We start from the raw sequence: 15,298 nt of genomic DNA on the forward strand, positions 1-15,298 counted from the left end.
ATAAAAATTATTTTGTTATTAATTTTTGAAAATCCCTTAAATCTCGTCTATCAATATAGAATGGAAATTAAAACGCATTTCTAAAAGAAAAAGCCCCTTCTTCTATGCTTTTACTTTTAGAAGGAAGGGGCTTTTTGTCTTAATTATGCATTCACAGGTAGTTTAGCCAATTCAAACGCATCGTGTAATGTTTCTACTGCTTTCACCATATTCTCTTTTTCAATCACAGTAGATACTTTAATTTCTGATGTGCTTACCATCTTAATAACAATTTCTTCAGTTGATAATACTTTAAACATTTCTGCTGCTACGCCAGGATTAGAAATCATTCCAGAACCTACAATCGATACTTTTGCTAATCCTTGTTCTGAAGTGACTTTATCATATCCTAATTCGGCTTTATTTTCTTCTAACACTTTCAATGTTTCTTCTAAATCACTATCTTTAATTGAAAAAGATAGGTTAGTCAACTGATCATTTGTTAAACTTTGAATAATGATATCTACATTTATATGATGGGATGCAAGTGTTGTAAAAATAGTAGAAAGACTTGTTAGCGGATTTCTTAATCCAAATACCGTAACACTCGTAATATTATCTTCAAACGCAACTCCACGTACGACTAAATTTTGTTCCATTGAAACTTCCTCCTCGATGATCGTTCCTTCTTCTTGTTCCATACTTGAGCGAACCACTAATGGCACTTGGTAGTTTTTTGCATATTCTACTGCTCTTGGATGCAAAACGCCTGCCCCTAAATTAGCTAGTTCCAACATTTCGTCATAGGAAATCGCTAATAGTTTTCGCGCATTCTTCACAAAACGAGGATCGGTTGTAAAAACGCCTGTTACATCTGTATAGATATCACATTTTTCCGCTTTTAACGCTGCTGCAATAGCAACTGCCGTAGTATCTGAACCACCACGTCCAAGGGTTGTTATATCCCCTGTTTCTGTGACTCCTTGAAACCCAGCAACTACAACTACTTTTCCCTGTTGTAATTGTCCTTGCACTTTTTCCGTTTGAATATTTAATATTCGTGCATTGCCATGGACATCCTCTGTTTCTATTCCCGCTTGCCAGCCAGTATAAGAAATAGCCTCTACTCCTTTTGCCTGTAAAGCCATAGACAGTAGACTTATAGTAATCTGCTCCCCAGTGGAAAGTAATACATCCATTTCTCGTTTAGATGGCTTTTGATTTATCTCATTCGCTAGTGTTACAAGAGAATCTGTTGTTTTTCCCATAGCAGACACAACCACTACTACATCATTACCACGATTCTTTTCCTCGATTACTCTTTCTGCTACATGTAGAATTCTTTCTGCGCTGCCTACTGAAGTTCCACCAAACTTTTGTACAACTAATCCCAAAGTCATTCCCTACCTTCTTGTAATCTTAGAGGTTTCTTTTTATTTCCCCTTGCTTTTCTTTTATGTATTACTATTTTCTCTGTGGCAAACTGAAATAACGAAAAAATAGATGAAGACAATAAAAAAAGCAATGAGAATATCTCATTGCCGTGCAGTCCAATTAACAGTATTAATATGCACAAACAGTGAGATAGCTCTCCAAAACAGTTCCTTGTTTTGACAGTCTTACATTTATTCAATGCAAAACCAGTAAAAAAAGCAATGAGAACTTTCCTTACTTCGGCGATCTATCCCTTTCATAATTCTTCTCTGAAGCTCATTTTTCTCCGAATTATTACTCTTGAAGTTCGCACCTCTACCTTCACTTATTAAGTTATAAGTTGCCATCATTATAGCACAGTGTTTTTATTACGACAATTATTATTTTTTATTCCTGTAATTTAGCAAGTAATTGTTCTGCCACATTTGCTGGAATTCCTATTTCTAAAAACTCTTCGATTGAAGCTTCCTTCATTTTCTTTACAGAACCAAACGTTTTTAAAAGAAGCTTTCTACGTTTTTCCCCAATTCCAGGAATTTCATCTAATAAAGATTGAAAAGCATTTTTTCCTCTTAATTGACGATGGAATGTAATCGCAAAACGGTGAACTTCATCTTGGATTCTTTGTAATAAATAGAACTCCTGACTATTTCGCGCCAGTGGAATAATCTCTAATGGATTTCCAAATAGAAGCTGAGAGGTCCGGTGCTTATCATCTTTCACTAAACCAGCTACTGGAATATCTAAGCTTAATTCATCAAGCAAAACCTCTCTTACTGTTTCCAAGTGACCTTTTCCTCCATCAATTAATAATAAATCGGGAAGCGGCAATCCTTCTTTTAGAACACGCTGATACCTTCTACGAATAACTTCACGCATTGATTCATAGTCATCTGGGCCTTTAACAGATTTGATTTTATACTTACGATACTCTCGTTTCGCCGGTTTTCCATCAATAAAGACGATCATTGCTGACACAGGGTTAGTCCCTTGAATATTACTGTTATCAAATGCCTCAATGCGGAGCGGAGTATAGATACCCATTTGTTTCCCTAGATTTTCAACTGCCTTTATTGTTCGCTCTTCGTCTCTTTCAATTAAGGAAAACTTCTCCTTCAAAGCGTTTTTTGCATTTTTATTAGCCAATAATACAAGTTCCTTTTTTTGCCCTCTTTGCGGTTTTATCACTTTCACTTTTAATAATTCCTCGACAATATCGCTTTGGATATCGTCTGGAAGATAAATTTCCTTCGGTTTAAAATGATTGGCTTTCTCATAAAATTGTCCTAGATATGTTAACATTTCCTCCTCTGGCTCTTGATAAATAGGAAACGTGCTAACATCTCGTTCAATTAGCTTTCCTTGGCGGACAAAAAACACTTGAACACACATCCAACCTTTATCATAGGAATAACCAAAAATATCTCTATCTACTAAATCGGTCATCATCATCTTTTGCTTTTCCATCGTTGCTTCAATATGAGCAATTTGGTCGCGATATTCTTTCGCACGTTCAAAATCTAATTCTTCCGATGCTGCCATCATCTTTTCAGACAGCTCTTTTTTTATCTCTTTATATCCACCATTTAGAAATTTCGTAATATCATCTGTCATCATCTTGTATTCTTGCTCTGGAACCTCGTTTACACAAGGTGCAAGACATTGTCCTAAATGATAATATAAGCATACTCTATCTGGTAATACATTACATTTGCGCAAAGGATAGATTCGGTCAAGAAGCTTTTTGGTTTCGTTTGCTGCTTGGACATTAGGATAGGGACCAAAGTATTTCCCTTTATCTTTCTTTACATTTCGAGTGGTTATAAGCCGTGGATGTCTTTCAGCCGTCAATTTTATAAACGGATAGCTTTTATCATCCTTCAGCATAATATTATATTTTGGATCATGCTTTTTTATCAGATTTATTTCTAAAATAAGCGCTTCGATATTGGAAGAGGTTATGATATATTCAAAATCTTCTATTTCATTGACAAGTCTTAATGTCTTTCCATCATGAGAGCCTGTAAAATAGGAACGGACTCGGTTTTTTAACACCTTTGCTTTTCCTACATAAATAATAGTGCCTTGGCGATCCTTCATTAAATAACAACCAGGCTGATCAGGTAAGATCATTAATTTATTTTTAATGATGTCGTTCAAGTTTTTCCCTCCCAGCTAAAAACAATAAACAAACGAACATATATACTATCTTCTCTAATTATAGAGAATTTCGTCGATTCATCAAGAAAAAAGTCTAGAATGGAAATAATTTGATGAGAACGGTTTATTTTTGAATGGGGAGATGAGGAGGATGAAAGTATTTTCGCGCTATCCATTGTTTTGAAGAACGCCTTTTTTCTCTTGTACTCTTTCCTTTTTATACTTTCCTTCCCTTGATATACAATCTTTTCGGTCGGTCCAGTCTACACACAACGCTGGTCACCACCTTTAATAAAAAAACTGCAAACACTATCTCATATTTTGAGTGTGTTTACAGTTTCTTTCTCTTCAACGAAGAAAGTTATTAATTAAACATGTTTTGCTAATAATTCAGAAAGAGCTTCTTTTGGTTGGAATCCAACTACTTTATCTACTACTTCACCGTCTTTAAGAACTAGTAAAGTTGGGATACTCATTACGCCAAATTTAGATGCTGATCCTTGGTTTTCATCTACATCGACTTTAACGATTTTTACGCTATCTCCAATTTCTCCATCAAGCTCTTCAAGAACTGGAGCGATCATTTTACAAGGTCCACACCATGGTGCCCAGAAGTCTACTAGTACTACACCTGAACCTGTTTCTTCTTGGAATGTTTGATCTGTTGCATGTGTAATGGCCATTTATTATTTGCCTCCTTATTTGATAAACTAACAATATCGAAAGTATACCATGCTTTCAGTAATGATACTAATAATATGTTTCAAGTATCATTTTCCCCCACTAGTACTTAATACATTCACCATTATTAGAACGTTCCGGTTTTGTCCCATTCTTTAATTAAAGCAGGAATTATGTCAAATAAATCCCCTACAATCCCGTAATCAGCTACTTCAAAAATAGGAGCATTTGGGTCTTTATTGATAGCAATAATTGTTTTAGCGGATGTGACGCCAACAAGGTGCTGAATAGCACCTGAAATACCACAAGCGATATAAACATCTGGAGCGACGGTTTTTCCTGTTTGTCCAAGTTGAATAGAAGCATCGCATATTCCTAATTCTACAGCCCCTCTTGATACACCAACCGTTCCGCCAAGTATTTCTGCTAATTTATTTATTAAAGCAAATCCTTCTTCATTCTGTATTCCTCTTCCAGCACCAACAATAATTTTCGCATCCACTAGCCCTATTACATCAGCCTTTTTTTGTTCTAGGCCAATTAAAGCTGTGATTGGCTGATCAATTGTTACTTTCAAATTATAAATGCTTGGGTTTGATTTCTCTTTTCTTTGTGATGCTGACCATTTTTTTGGCTTAATGGTAACAAGAAAAGCAGAATCATTATTAACTTCTATTTTTTCGATTAATTTGCCAGAATAAACAGGGCGATTAAAGGACAGCTTGCCATCATGAAAGTCAAAGCTCTCTATATTCGAATATAACGGTAGGTCCCATTTTTCACTTAGATAGGGAGAGAGGGATCTTCCAATATCTGTGTGTCCACACAGAAGGATGGTAGGCTTGAGTTGGTCCCAAACAGATAATAGTGCCTTCGCATACGTTTCATTTAAAAATCTAGAAAGCAAAGGATGTTCCACGATCACTATTTGATCGACATCATATTGGTGCCATTCAGATTCATCCTTTTTTATGTCGTCTCCCATTATTAAAAGGATAATGTCTGCCTCTCTTTGTAATTGCTTTGCTGCTGAAATACACTCAAGCGTAATGGAGGCAAGCTTATCTTGTTGATATTCTCCTAAAATAACAATTTTATCTTTCACTATGAACCCCTCCATAACTTTTCATTGCAATGATTTTAATAATTTGTTTAATGTAACTGCCTTATCCCATGTTTCCCCTTGAATCATCGTCTGTTTACGTTTTAACTGTGGATATGAATATTCGCTTAAAGTATTATGTGATAGACTTTCTTGTGATTGTTTGAATAATAGGGGCTTCTTTTTTGCTTTCATAATTCCGGCAAGGGATGGTAGACGAGGAACATGTAAACCTTGTGGGATGGTAATTAAGAAAGGAAAAGGAACACGAAATGACTCTATGTCCCCATCAGTATTTCTTCTAATTAGTGCATTTCCTTCTTCTTCTTCGATCCGTATTGTTTTGGTAAAGAATGGGATATCTAATGAAGCTGCAAGACGAGGTCCTACTTGACTGGAGGCTCCATCTGTAGAAAAATCTCCTGCAAGAATTAAATCATAGTCAACATCCTGTATATACTCCTTAATCTTTTTAGCTATATTAGTTGGTGCCTGTTCGTTTGGATTACATTCTATTAAGACCGCTTCATCCGCTCCCATAGCCAAAGCTACTCTTAATTGCTTTTCGCCTTCTTTTTTGCTTACCATTACCACCGTGATGTGACCACCATATCTCTCCTTTAATTGTAAAGCCTCTTCTAGACTTATTGCATCTGGGGGATTAATGATGAAATCCTTTTCCTCTGCAAAAACTTGTCCAGATTCAAGTACGAAAGTAGCATCAGGAGAAATGGTTCTCGATAATAATACAACCATATGCAATCTTTTTTTACTCATTTCCTTCTTCACTTTCTTTCTTCAATTGTCTTCGCAATATTTTCCCAACCGCTGTTTTTGGAAGTTCTTCCCTGAATTCGTAAATACGAGGGACTTTGAAGGAAGCCAATCTTTTTCGCATAAACTGATCCAATTCTTCTTCTGTAACCGTCATTCCCTTGCGCATTACAATAAATGCCTTGACTGTTTCTCCTCTATAAGAATCTTTTACTCCAACGACGGATGCTTCCATAATAGCAGGATGCTCATACAGAACTTCTTCCACTTCACGAGGGTAAATATTAAAGCCACTGGCAATGATAATATCCTTTTTCCGATCAACGATATAAAAATAGCCATTTTCATCCATATATGCGATATCGCCTGTTAATAACCATTCATCCTTTAAAACTTTGTTTGTTTCTTCTTCGTTATTCCAATACCCTTTCATCACTTGTGGTCCCTTTATTGCAAGCTCTCCAATTTCACCTACCGGTAATATTTCGCCTGTTTCTAATGAAAAAATAGCTGCATCCGTTCCTGGCCATGGTACACCAATGCTTCCTTTTACAATTTCATTGTCCCAAAGAAAATTCACATGGGTAACAGGGGACGTTTCCGTTAATCCATAGCCCTCTACAATTTTCCCGCCTGTCTTTTCCTCAAATTTCTCAATTACATCTACTGGTAATGGCGCAGAGCCACTAATCGCGCCTTTAATGGAGGAAAGATCATATTTGCTAATATCTGGGTGATTCATTAAGCCAATGTAAATGGTCGGCGCTCCTGGGAATACGGTCGGTTTTTGTTTATCGATCGTTTTTAATAGACCAGTTACATCAAATTTTGGAACAAGAATCATTTTATACACTTCCATTACGGATAAAACAAGGACTGTCATAAGCCCATAAACATGAAATAACGGCATTACTGCAAGCATTTTTTCTTTTCCTTTTTCCATCTTATACAGCCATTGTCTGCACATGGAGGTATTGGCAACTAAATTTTGATGGGTTAAAATAACACCCTTTGGAAATCCAGTCGTTCCTCCAGTATATTGTAGAATCGCGATATCCTCTTCAAAACTAATCGGTACTTCCTGAAGATCTGTTGCTTTTGTTTTTATTGCTTTGGTAAAAAGATGAATGGCTTTCGATGATGGAATGATTAGGGGTTTTCCTAGCTCTTTTGCTTGGATGAATGGATAGACGATATTTTTAGGAAATGGTAAATATTCTTTAATGGATGTAATGATAATATGCTCGAGATTTGTTTGTTCCTTCACTTTCTCCACTCTGTTATAAAGCATATCTAATGTTATGATTGCTTTTGCGCCTGAATCTTTCATGATAAATTCTATTTCTCGTTCTTGATACAGAGGATTTACCGGAACAACAATTCCTCCAGCCTGCAAAATTGCATAAAAGCTAATGACAGTTTGAGGAATATTCGGAAGCATCACAGCTACCCTGTCCCCTTTTTTCACACCTAAGCTTTGTAAAAATACTGCTAATTGCAATATTTGTTTATAAAGGGTTTTAAAAGTAATTTCTTTTCCCATAAAATGAATAGCTTTATGTTTCGGATACTCACTTGCTGCGTATTTTAATAATTGTGGGAGAGTATCTGCTCGATAGTAGACATTTTTGGCAATTTGGTCAGGATAAAGTTTTAACCATCTTTTCTCAGTTTCCAACACAATTCCTCCATTTAATTCTATTGTTGTACTAGCTTATTATATGGAGGAATCTATTCATTGGATTATGTATAAGCCTACTTTCAGCATAATTGAAAAAATATGCGTTATGCCAATCTAATGATAAGCCAAAAAAGAACCATCACTAAGTGATAGCCCTTTCTAATATACTTATTGCTATTAAGAAATACCTGCGCCAACTACAAAAGATAAACCAACAGAAATAATCATCGAGATAAACCCTACAGCGCGATTATCATTTTTAATTTCTTCATCAATTTTAAATTTTGGTGTTAAAAATTCAAAGATGAAATAGCCGATTAACAATAATCCAAAACCATATACACCCCAGATAATCATTGTCAATAAAGAATCATTATGCATAATTGAATGCCTAAATACATTCATGATTCCAAACATTTTGCCCCCTGTAGCCATCGCAACTGCTAGATTGCCATTTTTTATTTCATCCCAATTATTATATTTGGTTACAAGTTCAAAAATAGCCAAAAATACAACAAGACTTAAAATTACGACACTATAATCCCCTGCTGTTTTTACATACTCATTTCCCCAAAATTGATTCATATGGTTTCTCCTCTGCTAGATTTCTAAAAAAACATTATTTAAATTCTACAACTGTTACACCGCTTCCGCCTTCTCCAGCTTCCCCAAAACGGATATTCTTTACTGCCCTGTGATTTTTCAAATATTCCTGAACTCCTGAACGAAGTGCTCCTGTTCCTTTTCCATGAATAATTGATACACGAGGGTAGCCAGCAAGCAGGCTGTCATCGATATATTTTTCAACTCTCGAAAGTGCATTTTCAAATCTTTCGCCACGTAAATCTAATTCCAAACTAACATGATAGTCTTTTCCCTTTATCGTCGTTAAAGGTTTGGTTTCAACTACTTTAGGTGCTTTAATGAACTCAAGATCCTTTTCTTTTACCTTCATTTTCATAATACCAATTTGTACTTGCCATTCTTTATTGGAAACCTTTTCTAATAATTGTCCCTTTTGATTAAAGGTTAGAACCTTCACTTCATCACCAGGTTGATATACATGGTTCCTATTGGATACTACTTGTTGTTTTTTCATTTCTATTTCTGGTGTTGCATCCTCTAATCGTTTTCTTGCATCAATTAGTTCATGCTCTTTTATTTCCACGCGTTTTTCCAGCTGCATTTTTCGTAAATCGCCAATAACAACTTCTGCTTCTTTTTTAGCATTTTCGATAATTTCTTTTGCTTCCCTTTTGGCTTTCTCTTGTAGTGTTTCTTTCTTCTCGTAATACTCCATTACTTGCTTCTGTAAATCACGATGAAGCATTTCAGCTTGTTTTAACAGATCTTTCGCATCTTCATGCTCCCGTTCTGCCTGCTTACGGCTTTCCTCTAGGGAGGCAATCATATTCTCAATCTTATTGCTGTCTTCACTTACATGAGAACGAGCAGCGTTAATGACGTCTTCTTTTAAACCTAGTCGTTTACTAATTTCAAAGGCATTACTTCTGCCAGGTACTCCAATAAGTAATCGATAGGTTGGACTTAATGTTTCAATATCAAATTCGACACTTGCATTTACTACTCCATGTCGATTGTACCCATATGCTTTTAACTCTGGATAATGAGTAGTTGCGATGACTCTTGCCCCTCTATTATTTACTTCATCCAGAATGGAGATAGCAAGTGCAGCTCCTTCTTGAGGGTCTGTACCCGCCCCTAATTCATCAAATAAAACAAGACTCTCATGATCCACTTTTTCGAGAATACTTACGATATTAACCATGTGAGAGGAAAAAGTACTCAAAGATTGTTCAATCGACTGCTCGTCTCCAATATCTGCATAGACGGATTTAAATACACCCATTTCCGAACCGTCTAATACTGGAATCTGCAGACCGGCTTGTGCCATTAGCGTACAAAGTCCTACTGTTTTTAGCGTTACTGTTTTACCACCTGTATTTGGTCCTGTGATAACAATAGATGTATACGTATCCCCTAGAACAATATCATTTGCCACTACTACTTCAGGCGGGATTAATGGATGTTTTGCTTTAAGAAGAACAATCTTGCCTTCATTATTAATTTTCGGCTTTGACGCTTTTAAACGATGCGCATATTTTGCTTTTGCAAACATAAAATCGATATCTGCTAATACGTTGACAATATGCAATAATTCTTCTTCATATTGAGCAACAAGTGCAGTCAACTGTGTTAAAATACGATCAATCTCTTGTTGTTCTTTGACACGAATCGCTTGCAGTTCATTATTTAATGTAACAACAGATTGCGGTTCAATAAATAAAGTTTGCCCAGAAGCACTTTGATCATGAACAATCCCACCATAGTTGCCTCGATATTCTTGTTTAACAGGGATTACATAGCGATCATTTCTTATCGTAATAATGCTATCAGAAAGCATTTTTTGAGCATTGGAGGAACGAATCATGCTTTCTAATTTCTCTCGCACCTTTGCTTCATTTCTGCGCAGCTGATTTCTTAATGTTCTAAGTGCATCACTTGCACTATCCATTACAGCACCTTGTTCATCAATAGCCATCTTTATTTCTTCTTCTAATTCAGCAAGTACGATGATACTATCTGTTAAAGTGAAAAGAATCGGGACAGCCTCTTCTTCATGAAATTCTTCAGTAAAACGTTTCATTTGTCTACTTGCATGGACTGTGCTGGAAATTTGCGTTAATTCTGATGGACTAAGCATACCGCCAATAGAGGATCTTTTCACATGGGCACGGATATCATAGATTCCATCAAGAGGAATCGATCCACGCATACGATACACCTTAGCTGCTTCATCTGTTTCATCTTGCCATCTTACTACTTCGCTATAATCAGTAGATGGGACTAACCCCTCAACTTTATCCCTTCCTAATGAAGAGGACACATGCTCAATTAATCGAGCTTTAATTTTATCAAATTCTAATGTTTTTAATACTCTATCCTGCATGGAGTAATCTCCTTTGCTATCCCATTTTACGGATTTAATAATATTTTTGTCGACAAACTGATTAGCCTTTATATAAGAAGGCTAATAATTCTTCTTTTGACATTGCATTTAATACGGTTGATTTTTTTATCCAACCTTTTTTTGCTGTAGATACGCCCATTGCCATATTGTGAAGCTCATGTTTATAATGTGCATCTGTATTAATAACAATCTTCACTCCAGCATCTTGTGCCATTTTGACATATGTTGCATTTAAATCTAAGCGGTTAGGATTACTATTCAGTTCTAGAACTGTATTCGTTTCTTTCGCTAATTGAATGAGCATTTCCATATCGACATCATAACCATCTCTTTTTCCAATTTTTCTTCCCGTTGGATGAGCAATAATATCAACATACTTGTTTTCCATTGCAGCTTTTAATCGATTCATAATCTTATCTTTGGATTGTGAAAAAGCAGAATGAATAGATGCAATTACGATGTCTAGTTCTTTCAATAAGTCCTCATCATAATCTAAAGTGCCATCTGGCAAAATATCCATTTCAGCACCAGCTAAAATAGTTATATCCTCATATTTAGCGTTCAACCTTTTAATTTCTTTTATTTGCTTTCTTACTCTGTCTGGGGTTAATCCGTTTGCAACCTTTAAATATTGAGAATGATCTGTAATGGCCATATATTGATAGCCTAATTTACGATTGGCTTCTATCATTTCCTCTAATGTATGGGCACCATCACTTGCTGTCGTATGCATATGCAAATCCCCTTTAATATCTTCCAAGGAAATAAGCTTGCTATCTTCTGAATAGCTTTCTACTTCTTTGCCATCTTCTCTAATCTCAGGGGGAATAAATGGCAGTCCGAAATAATGATAGAACGCTTCCTCTGTCTCAAACGTTTCTACTTCGCCTGTTTCATTATTCTCGACACCGTACTCACTTATTTTTTCTCCACGTTCCTTTGCTAGTTGTCTCATTCGCACATTATGTTCCTTTGATCCTGTGAAATGATGCAGTGTTGTTGCAAATTCCTTTGGCTTCACTAATCGAAAGTCAATGGAGACATCATAATCCAATCCTAGAATGACACTTACTTTTGTTGAGCCTGCCCCAATAACTTCTTTAATGGACGGAAGCTGAAGCAACTGCTCTTTCACCCGATTAGGCTTGTCTGTTGCTATAATAAAATCTAAATCTTTAATAGTTTCCCGCACTCTTCTTAAGCTTCCAGCTCTAGAATATTGGACAACGCCTTCCATTTTTGCGAGATGTTCCTCAATCGAGACTGCTATCGGAATCATAAATGCAATTGGTAATCGCTCCGGTCTCGTTCCAACATTTTGGAGTGCCTCCATAATTTTTTCTTCTGTCTTTTTTCCAAATCCTTTTAATGCTTGTACTTCCCCTTTTAAACATGCATTTTTTAAATCATCGGCATTTTCAACAGATAACTCTTTATATAATCTTGCTATCTTTTTCCCACCGAGACCTGGCAGCTGCAGCAAAGGTATTAACCCTTTTGGAACTTCGTCTTTTAACTCTTGTAAAACCGTGGATTTTCCTTCTTTTATGTATTCCTCGATAACTGCCGCTGTCCCTTTACCTATTCCAGGCAGCTCCGTTAAATCTTCTAGTTCGGTTAAACTCTCTTCACTTGTTTCAATTGTATTAGCAGCTTTTCGAAAGGCAGAAATTTTAAAAGGATTTTCTCCCTTAAGCTCCATATATATCGCTATTTGTTCTAATAGTCGAATAATCTCTTTATTTGTAATCATCGTTTCATCACCCACATACGTAAAATAAACATTCCTCTTTTAATCCTACCTACTTATCATACCATGAACTGTAAGAATTCTATAATCAAGTAGTATTGTGAAAAGCATACTAAAAAACTCTTCTAGCTACATATAAAGCTAGAAGAGTTCCCTCTTTTCTATGAAGCCATATAATCAAACCATAAATCTTTTATTTTCTCAGAAAAATATGGAGTATTTTCTATCATCCATGCTGCAACAGAGGATTCATTTAATTGAGTTTGCATAAAACCAACCGGGATTAAAATAGAAATATATAATAGAAGGAATAATAGCAAATATGTTTCAACAAATCCTAATACAGCACCAGCCCATGTATTTAACTGCTTTAAGATTGGTATACTAGCAACAAAGTCTATCATACTACCAAGAATTTGCCAAATAATTTTCACAACAAAAAATATCACAATAAAGGAGAAGCCTCTATAAAAAACTTCTTCTATATTTGCTGTTTGAATAAGGGAATGTAGAAAACTACTTTCTCCTGCATTTGGATACGGAATCCACAGTGTTAATTTTTGCGATAAGGGAATATAGTATTTATTAGCAACTATAAACGCAACTATAAAACCTGTTAAGTGTATGACTTGCATAATAAATCCTCTTTTCAGTCCTCTAAGAAGACCAAAAAGCAGCAATATAACTAAAATAATGTCTAACATGAACATGGTCAGTCCTTTTCTCTTCTTTTTAATTCTTCTTCCAATTCTTTCACACGATCCTCTAGATTTATATAGTCGTTTACTATATTAACCGCAGTAAGGACGGCAAGTTTATTCAAATCAAGTGAGGGATTCTTAACATGAATTTCACGCATTTTTTCATCAACTATGGAGGCAACCAATCTAACATGGCTAGAAGGTTCTTTCCCTATTATTGTATATGGTGTTCCGTATATATCAACATTTGTTCGATTTTTAGGGGTATTTGACACGCCCATGCCTCCATTCTAAAGAATCCTAGTTTCTATCATATCATGAACTATTCTTGCTAGGGAAGTCATTCGAATAGATTGATTGAGTCAAGTTTTTGTGGGAGTTTTTTTAGCTCCCTTTTTTATAAAGTAAAACCTCTAAGTTTGTATCCGCTTTCCAATTGGTTTTGTTCTTCCAACTGTTGATTCTCTCATTTTTTAAAAACCTTTTAATCCCTGTAAGGCAAAGTGAACGGGTTTTCCAATCGCTTGATTTAAGTATGGCATGTTCTGACGCACGGTTTCTGTTACTAATTTTGTGGGTATTTTTCTTTTCGCTCGATGCTCTTTCTTTGATTTTTCCGTGGCTTTTTCCCATTTCCCATATATCGTTTGGATGGATAGGTCATCCTTCAATCCAATCCACAAGCGCGCCATGCTCATGACCCCTTTTTTGCTCCATGCTCTTCCATTCTTTAATCGTTTGGCTAATTGATTCATCATCGCCTCTGCACTTCCCATTGGACGATACGCTGTCGTGTCCACACCTTTTTCCTGTAACCAACTACGGTAATCTTTTATGGTTTCCTGATGATGCGTTAAAAAGGCAAGGAAATGCTCTAGTTTTTCTTCTTTTTCTGGTGTATCCATTGTTCCTACTGCGCTATTCAACTCTAGAAGTAATGTTTCTACCTGGTAGTTTCTTAACGCTCTTTTCATGTAGCGGTATCGAGGATGGCTCTTCATTAGTTGCTTCATCGAACGAGCGACATGAAAACGGTCCATGGTGAAAAAGGCGCGTTCCCGAAAATACTCCCGACATGCCGTTATCCAGCCTGCTCCATCACCATTAATAATAAGCAAGGTTTGGGTAGGATCATACGCATAATGATTCTGTAAGAACGTTTCAAAGGCTTCCCAAAAGGGTTCTTTTCCTTCATAAAGAAAATGCCTTTTATTTCGGAGCCTGATTCGCTTTCCGTTTTCTTTCCATCCCTCGTGTACAGCGGCGAATTTCAACTCCCATCCACGCTTTTTCTTTTCTTGACTCTTCACATATAATCCATCTACTTCTACAAACAATACCTTTTGAAAAGGGCGTTTTTCCTTAGCGGGAAGTACGCTTGTTTGAAGAAGATGTTGCCGTAATGCTTCGTGGCTCATCGCCGAATAGCCTAAAAATTGTTCGAACGTTTCCACCGCCTTTCGATAGGAGGAGCCATTTGTCGCTAGTTCTAGCCCCCATTCTTCTAGTAGCGGACTAAATCCCTTATTCCCCTGAAACTGTATATAGTGATCTAATAGACAAATATATTTTTTAGTCACACGATCAAAATAATAATTACGCTTCAGCTCCACAGCTCCAAACGCTGTATCTAATCGTATTTCTCGTTTATCACGTAAAGCAAATCTTCTTTTGTCTCGTTGCTTGGCAATCTCTTGATCCCAATTTTCTAACGTTTGAACAAGGATTTCTTGAAACGTCATTTGTAGTGTTCGAAATAAAGTTTTTTCCAATTCTTTTAATGATGGCATTTTTATGTTACATTGATTCATGAGAGCCTCTCCTTTTCGTAGTTTTCTAGTCAAACTCTACTTTACAAAAGGAAGCTCTCTTTTTTAATACTTAATTTTTTCCAGCTACCGCGCTTTCGCTTGGTGGCCTTTTTGTCTAGTTGGGGGACGAGTCCCCCAACTAGACAAAAAGGATATTTATTCTCCCACAAACATTTTACTCATACGAATAGATTCTCTTGTAAGACTTGCGATAACGGGAAATATTTACTGAT

At 36.1% G+C, this 15,298-nt stretch carries 12 protein-coding genes and 1 riboswitch; all 12 genes read right to left on the minus strand.

Going from position 1 to position 15,298, the window contains the following annotated elements:
- Positions 1-143 precede the first annotated feature (143 nt).
- Positions 144-1,373: an aspartate kinase gene (locus NST60_RS24270; RefSeq protein WP_016201776.1), complete on the minus strand. Its 1,230-nt coding sequence runs from the start codon at positions 1,371-1,373 to the stop codon at positions 144-146.
- Positions 1,374-1,556: 183 nt separating this feature from the next.
- A riboswitch (Lysine riboswitch) is annotated at positions 1,557-1,739 on the minus strand.
- A gap of 61 nt (positions 1,740-1,800) precedes the next feature.
- Positions 1,801-3,573, minus strand: coding sequence for an excinuclease ABC subunit UvrC (uvrC, locus tag NST60_RS24275; protein WP_101730678.1), 1,773 nt, complete (start codon positions 3,571-3,573; stop codon positions 1,801-1,803).
- A gap of 368 nt (positions 3,574-3,941) precedes the next feature.
- The gene (trxA, locus tag NST60_RS24280) at positions 3,942-4,256 is read right to left on the minus strand and encodes a thioredoxin (RefSeq protein WP_016201778.1); all 315 of its coding nucleotides are present in this window, start codon (positions 4,254-4,256) and stop codon (positions 3,942-3,944) included.
- A 125-nt stretch (positions 4,257-4,381) separates the two neighbouring features.
- Positions 4,382-5,359 carry an electron transfer flavoprotein subunit alpha/FixB family protein gene (locus NST60_RS24285; protein WP_169188939.1) on the minus strand — a complete coding sequence of 326 codons (978 nt, stop codon included), beginning with the start codon at positions 5,357-5,359 and terminating at the stop codon, positions 4,382-4,384.
- Between the two features lie 21 nt (positions 5,360-5,380).
- Entirely contained in the window at positions 5,381-6,133 is a 753-nt protein-coding gene (locus NST60_RS24290; RefSeq protein ID WP_169188940.1) for an electron transfer flavoprotein subunit beta/FixA family protein, read from the minus strand.
- On the minus strand, positions 6,126-7,808 hold the full coding sequence (locus NST60_RS24295; RefSeq protein ID WP_254415499.1) for a long-chain-fatty-acid--CoA ligase: 1,683 nt from the start codon (positions 7,806-7,808) through the stop codon (positions 6,126-6,128). Before NST60_RS24295 ends, NST60_RS24290 begins: the two co-directional genes overlap by 8 nt.
- Before the next feature lie 180 nt (positions 7,809-7,988).
- Positions 7,989-8,396, minus strand: coding sequence for a DUF350 domain-containing protein (locus tag NST60_RS24300; protein ID WP_016201782.1), 408 nt, complete (start codon positions 8,394-8,396; stop codon positions 7,989-7,991).
- 34 nt (positions 8,397-8,430) lie between these two features.
- Positions 8,431-10,782, minus strand: coding sequence for an endonuclease MutS2 (locus tag NST60_RS24305; RefSeq protein ID WP_341100617.1), 2,352 nt, complete (start codon positions 10,780-10,782; stop codon positions 8,431-8,433).
- Between the two features lie 61 nt (positions 10,783-10,843).
- A complete protein-coding gene (gene polX, locus NST60_RS24310; RefSeq protein ID WP_212119204.1) occupies positions 10,844-12,556 on the minus strand; it encodes a DNA polymerase/3'-5' exonuclease PolX in 1,713 nt (570 codons plus the stop codon).
- A gap of 158 nt (positions 12,557-12,714) precedes the next feature.
- The gene (locus NST60_RS24315; protein WP_016201786.1) at positions 12,715-13,257 is read right to left on the minus strand and encodes a CvpA family protein; all 543 of its coding nucleotides are present in this window, start codon (positions 13,255-13,257) and stop codon (positions 12,715-12,717) included.
- Between the two features lie 8 nt (positions 13,258-13,265).
- Complete coding sequence (gene zapA / locus NST60_RS24320; RefSeq protein WP_016201787.1) at positions 13,266-13,529, minus strand: cell division protein ZapA; 264 nt, start codon at positions 13,527-13,529, stop codon at positions 13,266-13,268.
- 198 nt (positions 13,530-13,727) lie between these two features.
- A complete protein-coding gene (locus NST60_RS24325) occupies positions 13,728-15,065 on the minus strand; it encodes an ISLre2 family transposase (RefSeq protein WP_341097941.1) in 1,338 nt (445 codons plus the stop codon).
- Positions 15,066-15,298: the final 233 nt, after the last annotated feature.

Source organism: Niallia sp. FSL W8-1348 (genome assembly GCF_038006745.1).
Taxonomy (GTDB): domain Bacteria; phylum Bacillota; class Bacilli; order Bacillales; family Cytobacillaceae; genus Niallia; species Niallia alba.

Excerpts from the sequence above, each read along its gene's own strand:
- polX (WP_212119204.1), bottom strand. The coding sequence starts at position 12,556 with ATGATTACAAATAAAGAGATTATTCGACTATTAGAACAAATAGCGATA.
- NST60_RS24290 (WP_169188940.1), bottom strand. The coding sequence starts at position 6,133 with ATGAGTAAAAAAAGATTGCATATGGTTGTATTATTATCGAGAACCATT.
- NST60_RS24315 (WP_016201786.1), bottom strand. The coding sequence starts at position 13,257 with ATGTTAGACATTATTTTAGTTATATTGCTGCTTTTTGGTCTTCTTAGA.
- NST60_RS24325 (WP_341097941.1), bottom strand. The coding sequence starts at position 15,065 with ATGAATCAATGTAACATAAAAATGCCATCATTAAAAGAATTGGAAAAA.
- NST60_RS24305 (WP_341100617.1), bottom strand. The coding sequence starts at position 10,782 with ATGCAGGATAGAGTATTAAAAACATTAGAATTTGATAAAATTAAAGCT.
- trxA (WP_016201778.1), bottom strand. The coding sequence starts at position 4,256 with ATGGCCATTACACATGCAACAGATCAAACATTCCAAGAAGAAACAGGT.
- NST60_RS24300 (WP_016201782.1), bottom strand. The coding sequence starts at position 8,396 with ATGAATCAATTTTGGGGAAATGAGTATGTAAAAACAGCAGGGGATTAT.